General features: G+C 40.1%; 13 protein-coding genes. 3 read left to right on the forward strand and 10 right to left on the reverse strand.

Translation table 11 applies throughout. The features are described from left to right. Nucleotides 1-2: 2 nt before the first annotated feature. The 5 genes from MTN96_RS02725 to MTN96_RS02745 all read right to left on the reverse strand — a co-directional run bounded on the left by MTN96_RS02725 (nucleotide 3) and on the right by MTN96_RS02745 (nucleotide 7,031). Nucleotides 3-839 carry a peptidoglycan binding protein CsiV gene (locus MTN96_RS02725; protein WP_058154448.1) on the reverse strand — a complete coding sequence of 279 codons (837 nt, stop codon included), beginning with the start codon at nucleotides 837-839 and terminating at the stop codon, nucleotides 3-5. Beyond that, the gene (gene mfd / locus MTN96_RS02730; RefSeq protein ID WP_138687011.1) at nucleotides 839-4,312 is read right to left on the reverse strand and encodes a transcription-repair coupling factor; all 3,474 of its coding nucleotides are present in this window, start codon (nucleotides 4,310-4,312) and stop codon (nucleotides 839-841) included. The genes MTN96_RS02725 and mfd overlap by 1 nt, the downstream gene beginning before the upstream one ends. 50 nt (nucleotides 4,313-4,362) lie before the next feature. Then, nucleotides 4,363-5,256 (reverse strand): carbon-nitrogen hydrolase, encoded by an 894-nt coding sequence (locus MTN96_RS02735; protein WP_138687012.1) that lies wholly within the window; start codon nucleotides 5,254-5,256, stop codon nucleotides 4,363-4,365. Next, nucleotides 5,253-6,308, reverse strand: coding sequence for an agmatine/peptidylarginine deiminase (locus MTN96_RS02740; RefSeq protein WP_248530673.1), 1,056 nt, complete (start codon nucleotides 6,306-6,308; stop codon nucleotides 5,253-5,255). Before MTN96_RS02740 ends, MTN96_RS02735 begins: the two co-directional genes overlap by 4 nt. A gap of 114 nt (nucleotides 6,309-6,422) precedes the next feature. After that, the gene (locus MTN96_RS02745; RefSeq protein WP_248530674.1) at nucleotides 6,423-7,031 is read right to left on the reverse strand and encodes a PilZ domain-containing protein; all 609 of its coding nucleotides are present in this window, start codon (nucleotides 7,029-7,031) and stop codon (nucleotides 6,423-6,425) included. A gap of 300 nt (nucleotides 7,032-7,331) precedes the next feature. On the opposite strand from MTN96_RS02745, the gene MTN96_RS02750 reads away from it, so the two are divergent. Genes MTN96_RS02750 through MTN96_RS02760 form a run of 3 tightly spaced genes read left to right on the forward strand, consistent with a single transcriptional unit; the run spans nucleotide 7,332 to nucleotide 12,004 of the window. Next, on the forward strand, nucleotides 7,332-7,889 hold the full coding sequence (locus MTN96_RS02750; RefSeq protein ID WP_013464680.1) for an RNA polymerase sigma factor: 558 nt from the start codon (nucleotides 7,332-7,334) through the stop codon (nucleotides 7,887-7,889). After that, nucleotides 7,886-8,962, forward strand: coding sequence for a FecR family protein (locus MTN96_RS02755; protein WP_248530675.1), 1,077 nt, complete (start codon nucleotides 7,886-7,888; stop codon nucleotides 8,960-8,962). Before MTN96_RS02750 ends, MTN96_RS02755 begins: the two co-directional genes overlap by 4 nt. A gap of 9 nt (nucleotides 8,963-8,971) precedes the next feature. Further along, nucleotides 8,972-12,004: a TonB-dependent siderophore receptor gene (locus MTN96_RS02760; RefSeq protein WP_248530676.1), complete on the forward strand. Its 3,033-nt coding sequence runs from the start codon at nucleotides 8,972-8,974 to the stop codon at nucleotides 12,002-12,004. Nucleotides 12,005-12,069: 65 nt separating this feature from the next. Here the strand turns inward: MTN96_RS02760 and MTN96_RS02765 are convergent, their stop codons facing one another. The 5 genes from MTN96_RS02765 to MTN96_RS02785 all read right to left on the reverse strand — a co-directional run bounded on the left by MTN96_RS02765 (nucleotide 12,070) and on the right by MTN96_RS02785 (nucleotide 17,839). Beyond that, nucleotides 12,070-12,513 carry a PA2169 family four-helix-bundle protein gene (locus MTN96_RS02765; protein ID WP_024601388.1) on the reverse strand — a complete coding sequence of 148 codons (444 nt, stop codon included), beginning with the start codon at nucleotides 12,511-12,513 and terminating at the stop codon, nucleotides 12,070-12,072. A gap of 172 nt (nucleotides 12,514-12,685) precedes the next feature. Then, the gene (locus MTN96_RS02770; protein WP_028835763.1) at nucleotides 12,686-13,624 is read right to left on the reverse strand and encodes a LysR family transcriptional regulator; all 939 of its coding nucleotides are present in this window, start codon (nucleotides 13,622-13,624) and stop codon (nucleotides 12,686-12,688) included. Nucleotides 13,625-13,640: 16 nt separating this feature from the next. Further along, nucleotides 13,641-15,359, reverse strand: coding sequence for a bifunctional isocitrate dehydrogenase kinase/phosphatase (gene aceK / locus MTN96_RS02775; protein WP_013464685.1), 1,719 nt, complete (start codon nucleotides 15,357-15,359; stop codon nucleotides 13,641-13,643). 355 nt (nucleotides 15,360-15,714) lie between these two features. After that, nucleotides 15,715-16,197, reverse strand: a complete 483-nt coding sequence (locus tag MTN96_RS02780) for a DUF4124 domain-containing protein (RefSeq protein WP_013464686.1) — start codon at nucleotides 16,195-16,197, stop codon at nucleotides 15,715-15,717. 145 nt (nucleotides 16,198-16,342) lie between these two features. Continuing rightward, a complete protein-coding gene (locus tag MTN96_RS02785; RefSeq protein ID WP_013464687.1) occupies nucleotides 16,343-17,839 on the reverse strand; it encodes a DUF3413 domain-containing protein in 1,497 nt (498 codons plus the stop codon). Between the last annotated feature and the right edge of the window lie 4 nt (nucleotides 17,840-17,843).

Raw genomic sequence — 17,843 nt, forward strand, 5'->3', positions numbered from 1 at the left:
TGTTAATGGTTAAATTTTCGAATTTGTACAATCATACCCATATGAGGATGATCAAAGTAATGAATATCTTCGCTGAAAACGCGTCTAAATTGTGAAAAACGGGCTGATTCTAGCTCACCATTATCTTGCTTTTCACTAATATCGAAATCCGCATTAATGTATAAATAATGGCGTAAATGTATTTTCAATAAGCCATCTAACTCCCATTTCATGGTCGGAGACTGTGCTTCATTAAACAATGGCTCAGGAGTATCAAGTAAGCTAATAAAGTCGGAATTGGCGTAACTAAAACCGGTGTTCATATTGTTTTTTAATTGGTTGCCTGCAAATAAGTGCATACTAGGGGAGCGTGATTTACTTGCGCCTTCAAACCGCCAGCCGGTATGTAATATAGGGGTGAGTCCTTTTCGGTCTAAAGCTTGGCGTTGTTGTTCAAACTGCAGTTGTTCAGGAGCGAGCAGGTAAGTTTGCTCCATCGTATCTTGTACTGGTGCTTGAGGGGTTACTGGCAGCACATCGTAACTTTTTACATAATCAATGCTGTCGTTACACGCTGCAGACTGTGGGTTTGAATTAACCAAAGTGTCAGCAAATGTACGTGTTTGAAAGCGTGGGTCACCGTTTATACACGCGTCCATTGCTTGGTTTTTATAAGCAGAGGCCAATAAATCTAAGGTGTTTTTATCTTCAATGGCGTCATGCTTTAAGCTAAAGTCTTCTTGTAAGTAAGGAGCAGGGTGCTGTTTAAATATTAACACCTCTACTTCAAACCAGCGCTCTGCAAATGCAGTACTGCTAAATAAGCAGAATAAAATAACCAGCGATTTTTTCAGCAACATTAATGGCTAACCTTTTTTTCGAAATCTGCAATCATAGCAGTGATCATTTTTAAGCGTTCACGGGCATTCGCCTCGCTAATGGCAAAGCGTAATTTATTTGCGCCATCCATTTTATAAATGTGTGGCGCACTTTGTATCAAACCAATAATGAAGCTAGGATTAACCTTGGTATTTTGACTAAACTCAAAGTAGCCTCCTCTCGGGTTAGCTTCTATTTTGGTTATGCCCAAATTGCTCGCCTGCATTTTTAGTTGTTGTAAACTAAATAGGTTTTTAGCTGCATCAGGTAATAAACCAAATCGATCTATCAATTCTACTTGCAGTTCATCAATATCAGCAAGGTTAGCACAACTTGCTACACGCTTGTACATACCTAAACGCGCGTTAACATCATGAATATAATCATCAGGTAACAAGGCAGGTAGCTTTAAATCAACTTCGGTTTGTTTTTGTAATAAATTTTCAAGGGTTGGCTCTTGACCATTTTTAAGCGCGTTAACAGCCTGTTCAAGCATTTCCATGTATAAATTAAAGCCAATGGTTTGCATTTGTCCAGATTGATCGTCTCCTAATAGCTCACCGGCACCACGAATTTCTAAATCGTGGGTTGCTAAGGCAAAGCCTGCGCCTAAATCTTCTAATGAGGCAATGGCATCTAAACGCTTTTTCGCATCTTTAGAGAGCGCTTTAGGGTTACCTGTGAGTAAATAAGCATAGGCTTGGTGATGACTTCTACCAACACGTCCGCGTAATTGATGCAGCTGAGCAAGACCGAGTTTATCGGCTCTGTCCATAATAATGGTATTTGCTGTGGGTACATCAATGCCGGTTTCAATAATCGTAGTACATACCAGTACATTGTATTTTTGGTGATAAAAATCGGTCATGATCTGCTCAAGCTCTTGCTCTCGCATTTGCCCGTGGGCTGAGGTAACTGTTGCCTCAGGCACCCATTCGCTAATTTCCTGAGCAACACGCTCAATGGTTTCTACATTGTTGTGTAAAAAGTACACCTGGCCGCCGCGTTTAATTTCACGCAGTACCGCTTCGCGAATAAGCTCTTCTTCGCGTTGGCGCACAAAAGTTTTAACAGCTAAGCGTTTAGCCGGTGGGGTAGCAATAATAGATAAATCGCGCATACCACTCATGGCCATATTTAAAGTACGGGGGATAGGGGTTGCGGTCAGGGTGAGTATGTCAACATCAGCTCTCAGGGCTTTAATTTTTTCTTTTTGGCGCACCCCAAATCGGTGTTCTTCATCAACAATTAACAGGCCTAAGTCTTTAAAATTGATGTCTTGTTGAATTAGTTTATGCGTGCCAATAACCACATCAAGCTTGCCATTACTCATTTTTTCAAGGGTTTCTTTTTGCTCTTTGGTCGAATTAAACCGAGACAATACGCCCACTTCAATTGGAAAATCAGCAAAGCGGTCTTTAAAGTTATCGTAGTGTTGTTGAGCAAGTAGGGTGGTAGGGACTAAAATAGCAACTTGCTTATTATCGTTAACCGCAACAAACGCTGCACGCATTGCTACTTCGGTTTTACCAAAGCCTACATCACCACAGACTAAGCGATCCATGGCTTGTTTTGATTGCATATCACCCAGTACAGCTTCAATAGCGTTACGTTGATCATCCGTTTCTTCAAACGGGAAGCTATCACTAAATTGACGATAAGCTTGGCCATCCAGCGTAAATTTATTACCCGGCTTTGCTTGGCGCTGAGCGTAGATATCGAGCAATTCAGCAGCGACATCGCGTACTTTTTCAGCGGCGCGTTTTTTTGCCTTATCCCACGCATCAGAGCCGAGCTTATGCAGTGGGGCACTGGCTTCTTCACCGCCTGAATAACGACTGAGCATATGAAGCGCTGATACCGGCACATAGAGCTTTGCTTCACCGGCATAAATAATGGTTACAAATTCAGTAACCACACCGGCAGCATCAATTGTTTGCAGTCCTTGATAACGGCCAACACCATGGTCAAGGTGCACAACCGGTTGGCCTTCTTTTAACTCTGCTAAGTTACGAATTAGCGCATCTTGGCTTGCTTCATACTTGTGCTTACGGCGTCTGCGTTGTGATACTTTAATTCCAAGCAATTCTTGCTCAGTAATAATGCTCAGGCTAGGTTTTGTGCTAAGCACGACACTTTGTTCAAGTGGGCTTACAATTAAACCAACGTCACTACTGCTGTTGGTAAATTGCTCAAAAGTATCAAACTCTTTAAATTTTAAGCCGCTGGGTTTTAATATACTCAGTAATGATTCACGTCGACCATCCGACTCAACACTAATGACAACTCGGCCTTTTTTCTTTTTTTGTTCTGCCACATAGCTAATGAATGCGTTGTAGGGTTCATGTTGTTTATGATCAATGCGGACATTGGGTAATTCATTAACGGCAAGGTTTTTATTGCCTGCTTTAGTGCCCAATTTTGCTTGCGATAAACGAATGCGGCCATAATTACCTAAGTTTGAAAATAGCTCATTGATTGGCTGGTACAATTCATCCGGTGGTAAAAGTGGGCGCAAGGGGTCCACACGGCGGTTTTCATAGCGTACATTAACATCGTGCCAAAAGTTATCCGCCGCATGTTCTAAATCGCCTAGCTCCATCACGGTTGTTGATTCAGGCAAATAGTCAAAAATAGTCGCCAAGCCATCAAAAAATAATGGCATGTAGTATTCAATACCTCCAGGCCAATTACCTTTACTAACTTGCATATAGACAGAGTCTTGCTCTGCGCTTGCGCCAAACTTTTCACGATAGTTTATTCTAAAGCGTTCAATATCCGTGTCGTTAGTGGGGAATTCATGGGCTGGAAGTAACTCAATTTTTTCAACTTTTTCGTCTGAGCGTTGTGTTTCCACATCAAATAAGCGAATGGTATCAAGCTCGTCATCAAAAAAATCGAGCCTAAATGGGTGTTTACTGCCCATCGGGTATAAATCAACAATAGAGCCACGTATTGCATATTCGCCATGCTCCATAACTTGTTGCACGTGCATGTAACCCGCTTGCTCTAAGTTTTCACGCAAAGCGTGGGTGTCTAATCTATCGCCCACTTTAAAATTAAGCGTTGAACCGTATATAAACGAAGCAGGGGCTGTGCGCAGCATCAGCGTTGATACAGGCATAATAAGCACGCTTTGTTGCTCGTTTTTCAGGGTATTAAGCGTTGCTAAGCGTGCTGAAATAATATCTTGATGGGGAGAGAAATGATCATAAGGCAATGTCTCCCAATCCGGAAATATCATTACCGGATTATCAGGAAGCAAATACTCTAATTCGGTTTCAAGGCGCAAAGCACTTGGTGTATCTGGCGTAACTATTAACACTAAGTTATCTTGTTGTTTTACACCTTGTGCAATGGCAATGCTCAAGCCACTGCCTAAAAGCTCGCCCCATTGAATTTTATCTTTTTGAGATTTTACCCAAGGCAAGGCTGCCCATTGCTCAAACGCCATTAATTACTCCATTAAATTAGGCTCTTAGCTGCTAAGAGCCATACTATTATTTAGTCGCGATAGATTTTTGTTAAATCTTGATAATGATCAATTCTGCGGTCGCGTAAATACGGCCAGATACGTCTTACGTTCTCGCTGCGTTTTTGATCAAGTTCAACCATTAATATTTGTTCACTTTGATTATCGGCCTCTGCCAATATTTCGCCTTGGGGACCTGCAATAAACGAGTTACCCCAAAATAGAATGCCGTCACTTTGTCCACTCGGGTCGCGCTCAAGACCAACACGATTACAGCTAATCACTGGAACGCCATTGGCTACCGCATGGGCTCGCTGTGAAATAACCCAAGCATCTTTTTGGCGGGTTTGCTCGTCTTTATCATCGCGTGGATCCCAGCCTATGGCCGTTGGATAAATTAAAATCTCGGCACCTGCCATCGCCATTAAACGCGCCGCTTCAGGAAACCACTGATCCCAACACACCAGTACGCCAAGTTTGCCCACTGAGGTTTGAATAGGCTCAAAGCCTAAGTCGCCTGGGGTAAAGTAAAACTTTTCATAAAAGCCAGGGTCATCCGGTATGTGCATTTTACGGTATTTACCGGCAATACTGCCGTCTTTTTCGAGCACCACTGCGGTATTGTGGTAAAGGCCTGTAGCGCGCTTTTCAAATAAAGACGCGACAATCACAATACCAAGCTCTTTAGCAAGTTCACCTAACGTATTACTACTCGGCCCAGGTATTGTTTCGGCTAAATCAAAGACGTCGACATCTTCGGTTTGGCAAAAGTATAAACTACGGTGTAACTCTTGTAGCACAACAAGTTGTGCACCTTGACTGGCTGCATCGCGAATGCCAGCAATTGATTTTTCAATATTGTGTTCAGCGTTGTCACTGTTGCTTTGTTGCACTAAGGCAACTGATAAATTTGCAGGGCTTGTCATTGTGCTGCTCCAGCTAAAAATCCACGAGGTAATTGCATTGTAATGCAGTGAAGACTGCCAAATTGCTCAATAATAGGTAAACAATTTACCCCAATAATTGTGTGATCTGGGTATGCTTTTTGAACCTGTGCTAACGCGCGTTGGTCGTTTACATCGTTATAAGTAGGCACTAATACCGCATTGTTAATAATTAAGTAATTTGCATAGGTGGCGGGTAAGCGCGTGTTTTCATCATCGTACACGGCTTTTGGCCATGGCAACTCAATTAGCTTATATGGGGTGCGATCGGCAGTTTTAAAGCTTTGTAGTTGCTTTTGCATGGCATTAAGCGCGCTGAAGTGCTCATCGCTTTTATCGTCACATTGCACATACACTAGGGTATTATTTGGTGCAAAACGCACTAAGGTATCAATGTGGCTGTCGGTGTCGTCACCAGCTAGATAGCCATGATCAATCCATAAAAAGTCTGTTGCGCCCAAGTGCGCTTTTAAAAGCGCTTCTATGTCACTTGGGTTTAAATTTGGGTTACGGTTTTTATTAAGCAAACATTCGCTGGTTGTTAGCAACACACCATGCTCGTTTATTTCAATACCGCCTCCTTCAAGTACCATATCGAGCGCTTGATAGTGGTTGTTTTTGCTACTTAACTCTTTTACCAAAGTACGATTAATTTGATTATCTAATGCGCTTTCAAATTTATTGCCCCAACCATTGAAAGTAAAATCATATACTTTTAGTTGCTCGGGTGAGTCAATAGCGCTACAAGTAAGCGGGCCATGATCGCGAGCCCACGTATCATTGGTAGGGGTTACTACAAAATGAACACGATTCAAAGAGATGTTAGCGCTATTTAGCAATGCTGTAATATGCATTTTTAAGGCACTATTATGCGCCACAATAACAAGCTTTTGCTGCGTTGTTATATGCTTAGCAAGCTCAATATATACAGGTTCTACACGGGCTAAATTATCAGCCCAATCTGTGTCTTTATGCGGCCATGTAAGCATAACAGCGTCTTGCTCGGCCCATTCAGGTAAAAGTCTAAAGTTCATGGATTTTTAATACAAATAAAGATGGGGCTAGTTTAGCAGTTCAATTACTGCTAAGTCACTTCTAAATGAGCGTTTGGCTCACAATTTTAAAGCGATTTGAGAAGTAAATAAACGCTAGCTTTTATCGTTTGTACTCTCTTTGGCTTTTTCAAGTTGCTGGCGCTTTTTAAGCTGGCGAGTTTGCGCATGTAAGCTGGCTCTTACAACCAGCTCTTGGTCGCTGTCTCTTATTGATACAAATAACAGAGTATATTGGTAGTGCTCATTATCTTGTTTTTCAATGGCAACCACTTCGCTATAACAATACACCGCAGAGGCCTCGTGTTGTAAAAAAAGTTTAGTACGAAACTTTTGCCCTAATGTATACAAATGTTCACTGGTAAACTTAATGCCGCCACCGCCGTAACTGTCGCAATAGATAGAGTTATCTTCTGGTTGTTCAGAGGCTAAAATATGACTCATGATCAAATCTATTTTGTGCGACTGAGCTTGTAAAAAAGTAGTTAGTTCTTGGGCAATATCACCTAAATTACGCAAAGGGCCTAAGGCGCTTTGCTCTAAACTGCTTACTTCGTTAGCAAGTTTAAATAAAGGCGGAATATCAGCGTCAAGTTCAGCTAAGCTTTTTGGCACAGCCGAATCATCCACGGCAAACAGATTGACGCGATTACTTTCCTCAATTTGAAAGTAAAGCTCAAAATCTGATAATTTTTGATTATTCATATGTAACTCCTATCCGTTAATAGTAGCGTTGCGACTACTAAATTACTACACAACACGCCAATAAAATTAAGCTAAATATCTGTTTGCCCTCATTATAAAAAGCCAAATCAACTAAAATTGCGCGAACTTTCAATATTTACCAAACAGGCATAATGATTAAAAAAGTTTTAAAAGGTAATACGTTTACATTGCACTATGTATGTTAGCAACTAATAAATAACCAATAATTAACAAAACTCCTTGTAATTAGCCCTAAAACTCGTAATCTTACGGTAATAATAATAACAAGGGACTACCCACGTGGCTCGAGGACTTAAATTAGCCAGTACATTCTCAGACATATCCACGCAACTGCGGCGTTTCGTGTCTAAAATTGTGTTGCCTGACGATGTTGATGATATTGTTCAAGAAACCTTTGTTAAAAGTTATGAAGCTGAATTAAAGCAAGATATTCAATACACCCGTAGCTACATGTTAAAAACAGCTAAACACCTAGCACTTAATCATATAGCTAAATGGGATAATAAATTTAGTACCCCTTTGAATCACGAAACTGAACTCCCCAAATTGCTTAAATCAATGCAATTAGAAGACGAATACACCTCTAAAGAGCGTTTTTTATTATTTTGTCGGGCGACTGAGCAATTAAGTCCTGTTGTAAGAAAGTGCTTTATTTTAAAAAAAGTCTATGGAATGAGCCAAAAAGAGATCGCACAGCAAATGCAGCTAAGTCAAAGTACGGTAGAAAAACACATTGCCAAAGGGTTATTAAATACCATGCTATATATGCGCGAACAGTCACACGATGAGAGCGACCATTGCCAACAAAGTGCGGACATAATGAGGGCAGCAAAATGAATAACATCCATCAATTTACCTCAAAAGAATTAATATTAGAAAAAGCATCGCAATGGATCAGTGCTATTGACCGTGGCCTTACAAAAGAAGAGCAGGAACAATTTAAACTGTGGATGCTACAAAGTACTGCTCATCAAAATGCGGTGTATGAATTAGCTCAGCTTTGGGATGACCTGAGTGTACTTAACGAACTCAGCGTATTATTTCCAAATAAACAATCGGCTAATAGCAAAACAAAGCCTGCGTATGTATTTGGCATGGCAGCAAGTATTGTTGCTGCATTAATGATGTGCAGCTATTTATTGCTAAATATAGATAGCAATTTCAACAAAAATTTAGCCAAGGTAAATTATAAAAAAATTTATAAAACAAAAGTTGGTGAGCAAGCAACCTATGTTTTACCAGATGGCACAATTGTACAACTTAATACCAATAGCTCATTGGAAGTCGCTTATAGCCAAGGCCGTAGGCAATTGTTACTAAGTCGTGGCGAGGGCCGTTTTAATGTTGCTAAAGATGCATCACGCCCATTCAGCGTGATGGCCGGTGATAAAAGCTTTACCGCTCTCGGTACTGTATTTAATGTGCAGCGCAATACTTCGTCAGATCTCGAGCTGGTTGTTACTGAGGGTAAAGTGATGATCACCGATCCTAGCGTTGCTGTTAATGCTGATGATTTTAAAGCGTATCAACAAGCTGATAATAACAATCATGAAATTCGTCAAATTAATGCCAATATTGTGATTTCCGGTGAAAAAGCAATTATTGAACAAAGCGTTACCAAACCAATCACACAGTTATCGGTTGATGATGTGCAGCGTGACTTAGCTTGGCAAAATGGCATGTTGATATTTAATGGTGAGCAACTGGTTGATGCCTTAAACGAAGTTAGCCGTTATACCGCTACGCGGTTTGAACTATCATCTGATGAGTTAGCCCGTATAAAAGTGGCCGGTGTTTTTAAAGCGGGTGATGTGGCAGGGCTGTTAGAGAGCTTACAAAATAATTTTTCGATTGAACATGAACGTTTAGGCGAGCATGTTGTTAGCCTAAAATATCAAAAAAAATCATAGGTAATCGTAATGAAAATCACACCATTGTTAATCAATGTTGCTCGTAAGGGTGTAAAAAGTAATTTAAAGATTAAAAAAATGATAAAAAACTATAGAGGATTTTTGTTTGCTAACTGTTTATATAAGTTGCGCAGTAACCATACGTGCCATTTAACTCAATTTGGCCTTGTTGCACCGCTGTTTTTAAGTATCAGTGTGTATGCAAGTCAAACCGAGGGGAAAATGATGCAATTTGATATAAAAGCGCAACGAGCAGACAAAGCCTTAATAGAATTTGCTAAGCAAACAGAACAAACTGTGGTTTTTTCGTATGAACTTGCCAAGCAATACGAAGCAAATTCGTTGTATGGATTTTATTCTCAACTTGATGCACTAAAAGCATTACTGGCTGAGACACAGCTCGATGCGGTTGTTGATCAAAATGGTTTACTGAGTATTAAACTCAAACAAATCAATAGGAAAGATAACAACATGATGAAGCTTTCAGGAGTTAGTGCAGCTGTATTACCTGCTTTACTTGCAGTTAATTCACAAGGAATCAAGGCCGCTGAACAAAGCGCAGAACAAAACATCGAAAAAATTGCTATTGTAGGTAGTCGTGTGGCAGGGCGCTCAGTTGAAGACTTACCTGTCCCCGTTGATATTTTAAGTGCAGAAGCACTCGAAAATACCGGCCAAACAGAAGTTGGCCGCATGCTTCAAGCTATTGCACCTTCTTTTAACTTTTCAAGTTCATCTATCAGTGATGGTACTGACGCATTAAGACCAGCAACGCTACGTGGCCTTGGGCCAGATCAAACGTTGGTATTGATCAATGGTAAGCGTCGTCACCAAGCCAGTATTATTCATATTAATACTTCGGTGGGGCGTGGTACGGCGGGTACCGATATGAACGCTATTCCAGCCTCAGCAATTAAACGTATTGAAGTACTGCGTGATGGCGCTGCGGCTCAATATGGTTCTGATGCAATTGCCGGTGTTATAAATATTGTGCTCAAAGATGGCAGCGAAGGTGGTAAAGCCGCTATTAACTACGGTGAGTATTCAGAAGGTGATGGCGAAACTGTTAACATCGACTTTAATAAAGGCTTTGCTTTAGGTGACAATGGTTATTTAAATACAACTATAAACTACCGTGACCGCGCACCAACTAACCGTGCAGGGCTTCATGGTTCATGTCAATTTTATGGTTGTACTGAGCTCAGTGACGGCACGTTACTGGCAGGCGACCCGCGTGAACTAACCGCGCCACGCGATACATTTAGAATTGGCGATGCCGACTCTCAACAATTTGGTTTAACGGTTAACACCGGCTACGAATTAGGAGCGGGTGAACTATACGGTTTTATTACCTATTCAACGCGTGATAACGAATCAGCAGCATTTTTCCGTCATAATGCCAATGCCGGTGGTAACCCAGTATTACAAGATGGTGATGCGACAGTTCCGGCTGGCTTTTTACCAAAAATAAACACTACGATTGACGATATTTCATATAACTTTGGTTATAAAACGCAGTTTGATAACGACTCAAGCTTAGACTTATCGTACACCTATGGTGAAAACAGCATTGATTACACCACTAGCGATACGATTAATGCCTCTTATGCCAACTTCTTACGTTACGACCAAGGCTTAAGCGCCGCAGATATTCGCGCCACTATTCCACGTGAAGGTTACGCGTATGGTATGGAGCTATCACTGCAAACGATTAATCTTGATTTTACTCAAAATTTTGATGATTACTCATTAGCAATGGGCGCAGAAATACGCACCGATGAGTACCGTATTTTAGAGGGCAGCGAATACGCATACCGTGATTACGATACCAACAATGGTGTTAATATTTATGATGGACTAAGCGGTGGTATTGGTAGCGAAAATGCATCAGGTGGCACACAAGGCTTTGGTGGTTCATCGCCAGCATCGTCGGTTGATGAGTCGCGCGATGTGATCTCGTTTTATTTAGACGCTGAAGCTTACGTTATTGAAGATGTGATTATCTCAGGGGCGTTACGTTACGATAATTACAAAGGATTTGGCGATACAGTTAACTTTAAACTCGCGGGTAACTGGTCACTAACCGAAGATATTTCACTTCGTGGTGCATTAAGCTCAGGCTTTAGAGCGCCTTCAATGCAGCAGTTGTACTTTAACAATATCAGCACGCAGTTTGTTGTTGGTCCTAATGGCAATTTAGTGGCTGAAGAAGTGGGCACGTTTAGAAACGATTCAACCTTGGCGCAAAGTTTAGGTATTCCTAAGTTAACAGAAGAGAAATCTCAAAACCGCAGTTTAGGTATTGTTTATAATGTAAGCGATAATATTAATGTAACGCTTGATTACTACTCAATCGATATTGACGACCGTATTGTAATTAGTAATCGCTTAGGCAAAGGTTTATCAAACAGTCTTGATGCCGCGTTATTGAGCTCGGGTGCTGGTGCAGGACAGTTTTTCTTAAATGGGGCTGACACAGAAACGCAAGGTATCGACTTTGTGGCTACATGGAATACAGAAGGCCTAGGCGGCACACTTGATTTTACATTAGCGGCCAACTTTACCGAAACCGATGTTGTGTCGTTATTTACACCTGCAGGTTCTGGTCTTGAAACCGTGCCAGTCGATGATGTGTTTTCTGATCAAGAAATTTCTATCATTGAAGAATGGCAACCAGAAGATCGCATTAACTTAAGTGCGCTTTATCGCCGTGACGATTGGACTGTTAATTTATCACTTAATCGTTTTGGTGAGTATACAGTTGAAGATGGCGGCCGCCAGACTTACGGTGCTGAAATTTTAACTGACATTAAAGTTAATTACTTTGTAACTGATAATTTATCGGTAAATATTGGCGCAAATAACTTATTTGATGTTTATCCAGATGAAAACACCATAGGTAATTCACGTTCAGGCACTATTGTAGATGCTCAAGGTAATACCATTGTCAGCAGTGATGGGGTATTTAAGTACTCTCGTCGTTCAGCGCCATTTGGTTTTAACGGTGCTTACTACTACGTAGGTGCAGAATACCGCTTTTAATTAATAACTCTCCTATTGTTATTTAACAACCAAAGGGCCGCAAGGCCCTTTTATAGTTTTTAAACTTAATGTTTTTGCATTTTACTCATTTCAGCATGACAGCTTTGCATGGTAAGCAATACCTTTGACAGCGCCGCTTCACAATCATGTGATTGAGGCTTTTTTAACGCTGTTTTAATTTCTTCTAAGGTTTTATCTTCTACTTCTTCAAGCTCTTTAATGTAGGTTTGGTCGTTATCGCTAGTGAATGTACTGAGCAAAGCGGTAAATGCTCTGCGTGCTTCTACCGCGAACGAAGAGCCATCTTCACGTGCACCTTGTTGATTAATTGCATAGGGTTGTAAGCTTTCAACACTTACTTTGCGGGCGTCGATCATGCGCTGAAATAATGCACTTACGCTAGGATCTTGTACTTTATCTTGTGCTTTTTCGTAAAAGTCGATACCGCTATTCATTACTTGGATAATGTCGGTGATATGATTTATCTCTTGTCCTTGATGGGTGCTCATAATAATGACCTCTGTTAATTTAAAATACATAGATAACTAAGCAAGCGGCATTCCAACGCGGTTTTATTTTTTAACTAATTGTTTTTCATGGTTTTATTATTATGGGGAGGTCTAGGCAAGCTTGCTAACATGCTGCTAGCAAGCAAAATTTACATAAAAGCATGTAAGAAGGTTATTTAAGCTCTTCAGCTACTTCGGCTACTTTTTGACGTAACCAAATATGGCTAGCATCTCTGTGTAACAAAGGGCTCCATATCATATCAAGTTCAAATGGTGGAATTGGAAAGGGTGGTTCAAGTATTTTAAGCCCCGGATCGTCTACATAAATATTGGCCGCTTTTGAAGGTAAAGTCGCCACGAGGTTTTTTTCTTTCGCTAAATGAATCGCAACATGGTAGTTACGAGTAAAGGTGGCAATATTTCGATGCTTCCCAAAATGTGCGAGCGCTTCGTCAACCCAACCCAGCTTTTGCACATCTTTAGGATCCATGCCAACCCCAACACCAAAGCCTGTTTTACTTACCCAAATATGGCGGGCTTTTAAATAGCTATCTAGGCTAAAGTTTTCAATAATAGGGTTGTCGGATCTTACTAAACAGCAAAAGCTATCTTTCCAAATTCGCTTATGATGAAACGATTGCGGTAAGTTCTCGAAGCGGTTAATTGCCATGTCTACTTTACCGTTTTCTACATCATGAAAAGTTACATCGCTGGGCGTTAAAATATCTAATGTGGTGTCTGGGGCTTCTTCATGTAATTTCCCTAACAAACGCGGTGCCATGGTACTGGCTGCATAGTCACTGGCCATAATTCTAAACACGCGTTTACTTTGTTTAGCTTCAAATTCGCGATTAGGTGCTAGCGTTTCTTCAAGCGTCATCAAAATACCGCGAATAACAGGCTGTAACTCAATAGCACGCTCGGTCGGCACCATACCATCGCTGGTACGCACTAAAATAGGATCGTTAAAAAGGTTACGTAGGCGTTTAAGTCCATTACTCATTGCCGGTTGAGTAATACTAAGCTGGTTAGCAGCACGAGTAACGTTACATTCGCGCAGTAATGTATCGAGGTAAACCAGTAAATTTAAATCTATTTTACTTATATTCATTGTGTGTCCTTAACGTTTACCAGTAATGGATAAAACGCTGTGCTGTAGGATAGGGATAAATATGACTCACCTTTCCATTTTTTATATTTTGTTGTGCTTGTTTCCAAAAGCTCACATCAAGTAGTTCAGGGTGCGTACTGGTTAAAAATTGTTTATATGTTGGGTTAGGCATTACAAAGGTACATAATTGCTCTGGAAATACATCTTGCGGAGCAACCGAGTAACTTTGTTCATCCATCAAATAATCATCATAACTTTTTGCTTTGGGTAGTGCTCTAAAGTTCATGTCTGTTAAATATTGCACTTCATCGTAATCATAAAAAATAATACGTTTGTGCTTACTTACACCAAAGTTCTTTAACAGCATATCGCCAGGGAAAATATTCACGGCAATCATTTCTTTAAGCGCCTGGCCATACTCTTCAATGGCATCGGCGGCACTTTTTTCGTCTGCATTTTCTAAAAACAAATTAAGCGGTGTCATTCGCCGTTCAATGTATAAATGTTTTATGATTAACCAGTCACCCTCAATCACCATCGATGAGCCAATGGTTTTGTGCAACTGTGCTAACAAGTTACTATCAAATCGTGCCAAAGGAAATACGACGTTTGAATACTCTATAGTGTCAGCCATTCGGCCAACACGGTCATGACTTTTAACCAGTTGATAGCGTTTTAATACCGTATCGCGACCAAACGGCTTACTTTCGCCAAATTTATCTTTAATAACTTTAAATACATAACCAAACGAGGGTAGGGTAAATACCATCATCACCATACCCGGTGTACCGGGAGCAATGGTAAATTCGTCATTAGAATGGGTTAAATGATTCAAAAACTCGCGATAAAACTCGGTTTTACCTTGTTTATGAAAGCCTATGGCGTTGTAAAGCTCGGCGAGGGTTTTATTAGGCATAAGTTGATTTAAAAACCGCACTAACGCTGAAGGAGCATGAGTTTCTACCATAAAATAGGCACGCGCAAAGCCAAAAATAACGCGCATTTGTGACGACTTTGTAAGTAAGGCATCTAAATAGAGGCCTTTATCTTCATGGTGTAACACGGCAATAATAAAAGGCTGAACGCCACTTTGTGATACAACGCGCCCCACAATGTAAGCGGCTTTATTACGATAAAACGGGGTATGTAATATATCAAAACGCATTTGCCAATGCTGGTGGTGTGTATCGGGTGCTTGTTTATAAAAGGCTTTAACTAATAAACGAATATCACGTTCTAGATTGACAAAGTCGGCTTTAAAATCAAAGTGATTAATAATGCGCTTAATGGTGGGCTTTAAACCATCTACAACAGGAAAATAACTACGGTATTCAGCTTCAACAGGCACAGAAGGCGCATCTTTGAGCGTGGCTTCTACAAAAATAAAGTCATTGTGAAAATAGCGGCGGTGGTACAGGCGGCAGAATACTGAATTATAAAATGTTTCAGCAAGTTCTGCTTGCGGATGAAAACATAAAAAGTGTTGGTAAAGCTTTTTCACTTCAAGCCATAAGCTCTCGTTTAGCGCGTCTGTTTGCTGGCGTTCTCTTAGTGTTTTTGTTGTTTCGTTTACCCGATCATCGTAATAGCTTATACGCAGGCGACTTATATCATTAATAGCTTGCCAGTCTCTTTTAGCAAAAGCGTAGGGAGCCTTGGCTGTTGTTCTTTGAAACAGCAAATAATGTTTTTTAAAACCGGTTAAAATTAATTCAGCAATTTGGCGTGGTTGCATCAGTACTCCTTAATAGACGCCTTTAGGTGTTTAGGATAATGCCGGTGGTTATACCAATTTTATTAAAAACATGATCATTCTAGCGTTTTAAATAATCCGCTAGCTGCGTTAAAAATTATTTATATAGAACAACTATGTATCATAATTTTCGCCTTGTTATCGACTTATTTCTTTGTCGCTATAATAGATCACTAATTTAATGCAATTGGTATTAGTATTAAATCCGAAAAAGGTGGTCAAAGGAAATTACACCACTAAACACACAATAGAGTTTATGCTCTATAGATGTTAAGGGTATGTTATTTTATATTTAAAACCAAGCTAATTAAGATGATATTTATTGAAGTTAGTCTGATTAAGGTTGATAGGCATCAATCTTTTTTTGTAACTTTTTAATACGCTTTTCAATCAATGCTTTATCTTTTTTATATTGCTTATCTAATTTTTTCTGTGTGTTTCTAATATCTTTGCTAATACGCTTTTTATCATCTGCGCTCAATATATGATTTAAACGCTGCTGTTGTTTAAAATCAGCCCTGTCTTTTTCTCGTAAAAGTATTGCTAACTTATGCTGATTACTGCGCAGCTCTGCTTCTAGGTTGGAAATAATCGTATCTCGTTCCAGCTCGTTTAACTGTTTGGTATAGTTTATTTCTTTACCGGTTTGCTTAGGCTCAGTGGCGGTTATTGTGTGTGAGGTAGCATTATCACTACAGGGAAATTGAGAGAAAGTGGTGCCTTTGGGAGTGACGCACTTGAAATAGGTGGTTTGAGCTAATGCAAGAGAGCTAAAACATAAAATACAGACAGTAATGATCAGATTAATAACGCTGAACATAATGATTATCCTTTGTATATTCTGATCGAGTTAATAATTTTTAATAATAAAAACTATAACCTAGCTTGGGGGGATAGCAAGTGCAAAAGAGTAATAACAGAAACTAAGCGAGTCAGTTTTAATGACTCGCTCGTATTATGAGGTGCTATTGAGAAAATGTTTTAAGCTTTTTAATACCATGCACTAAGAATGGAATATCAAGCCCTTGTTCAATTGAAAACCCTTCAGCGGCAGAGATATTTCTAAAATTTCCATCACGATCAATAAGCGTGATTCTATCTTTTTTATAAGCAATCACCACGCCTTGCGAGTAATTAACCCCAATATTATTACTTTTACTGTACAAGTTTTCACCCAGCATAGTTTGCTGCGCAAGCGCATTACAGTTTAAGTATTGGCCAAGGCTCGTAGCGATAATATCGCTGGGCTGAATTAAACCGTTCACCTTAGAAATAAATTTATCGGAGCTGTACAATGTTGACGTGGTTACAATTTCATTGCTATTTTGCGAGATACTAAAAGCAAAAAATTCAGTAGCGTCATCACGTACAGTGGCGTTTTCAGCCCCTTTGACAATTCTTATTGCACTGTCTTTGTGTGCTTGCTCGTTAATAAAGCTCAGCTCATCAATACCGGCCACTTCCACACTACGACGTTGGCTTTGCCAAACGGGTAAAGTTTGCTGCTCAATAATGTTCGTTTTGTAAAATGCTGGCAAGCCGTACACAAGCCCAAATAACATATCACTATGATCGGTGGGTTGTAAAAATTGCGTGTTTTTATAAATACTTTGTTGGCTGGCAACAAATTTTGCTAGCTGCTCGTCATTATCAAACACCAAGATATCAACTTTTGCTGCGCTGTAATCTTCACATTTTTCTAATGGAGCAGGTGCTTGATAATTAATACCTTGGTTATTAATTTTAACGTTGTGCGCTTGCTCGTAGCTTTCAACATCCAGCAAATCGTTTTTAGCGAGTAAGCTTTTTGCCGTAGTCGGGTACGAAAGCGGTAGTACATTATCTTGTTTAGTGATATCAAATTTTAAATTGGCATCAGCCCAAATATGAATGCTGTGGCTTAGCGCAAAACAAATCACTAAAAATGAACCAGCATAACGGGCAAATTTAAACTGTTTCAAACGCCCTAAATGATGCCAAGTAAAATTACTAACAGTCAATTGAAACGCTAATATTGCTAACACTATGCTGCCTGCTAGCAAGGTAGTAAGTGCGGGTGAGTTTGTTACACGATGCCACAACAGTGAAATAATTTCAGGCAGTGCAGAGGCATTTAAATGATAACCTAAGTTAAAGTAGACGTAAGCGTCTAAAGTCAGTATTGAGGCCCCGACAGTTGCAATCACTGCTGCCATACCACGTATATGCCGTGGGTAGGGGAATACTAAACTCAAAGGGAAAACCGTCAGCACAAACGCTAAAAATGCAATAAAGCTAGTGTGGCTTAGCCAAGTAACCATCATATAGGTTATACCCATATAAGTGGTCGGTGGCGAATCGGCAAATAAATAGCTTAAGCTAATTAAAAGCGCTAAGCCAATATTGGCAAATGTAAACCAATGACCCCAACTTAATAATTGACTCGCTTTCGATGAAAACTGGTTGTGCTGCGATAAATTCATAGAG

The sequence above is a fragment of the Pseudoalteromonas sp. 2CM28B genome, assembly GCF_023161935.1.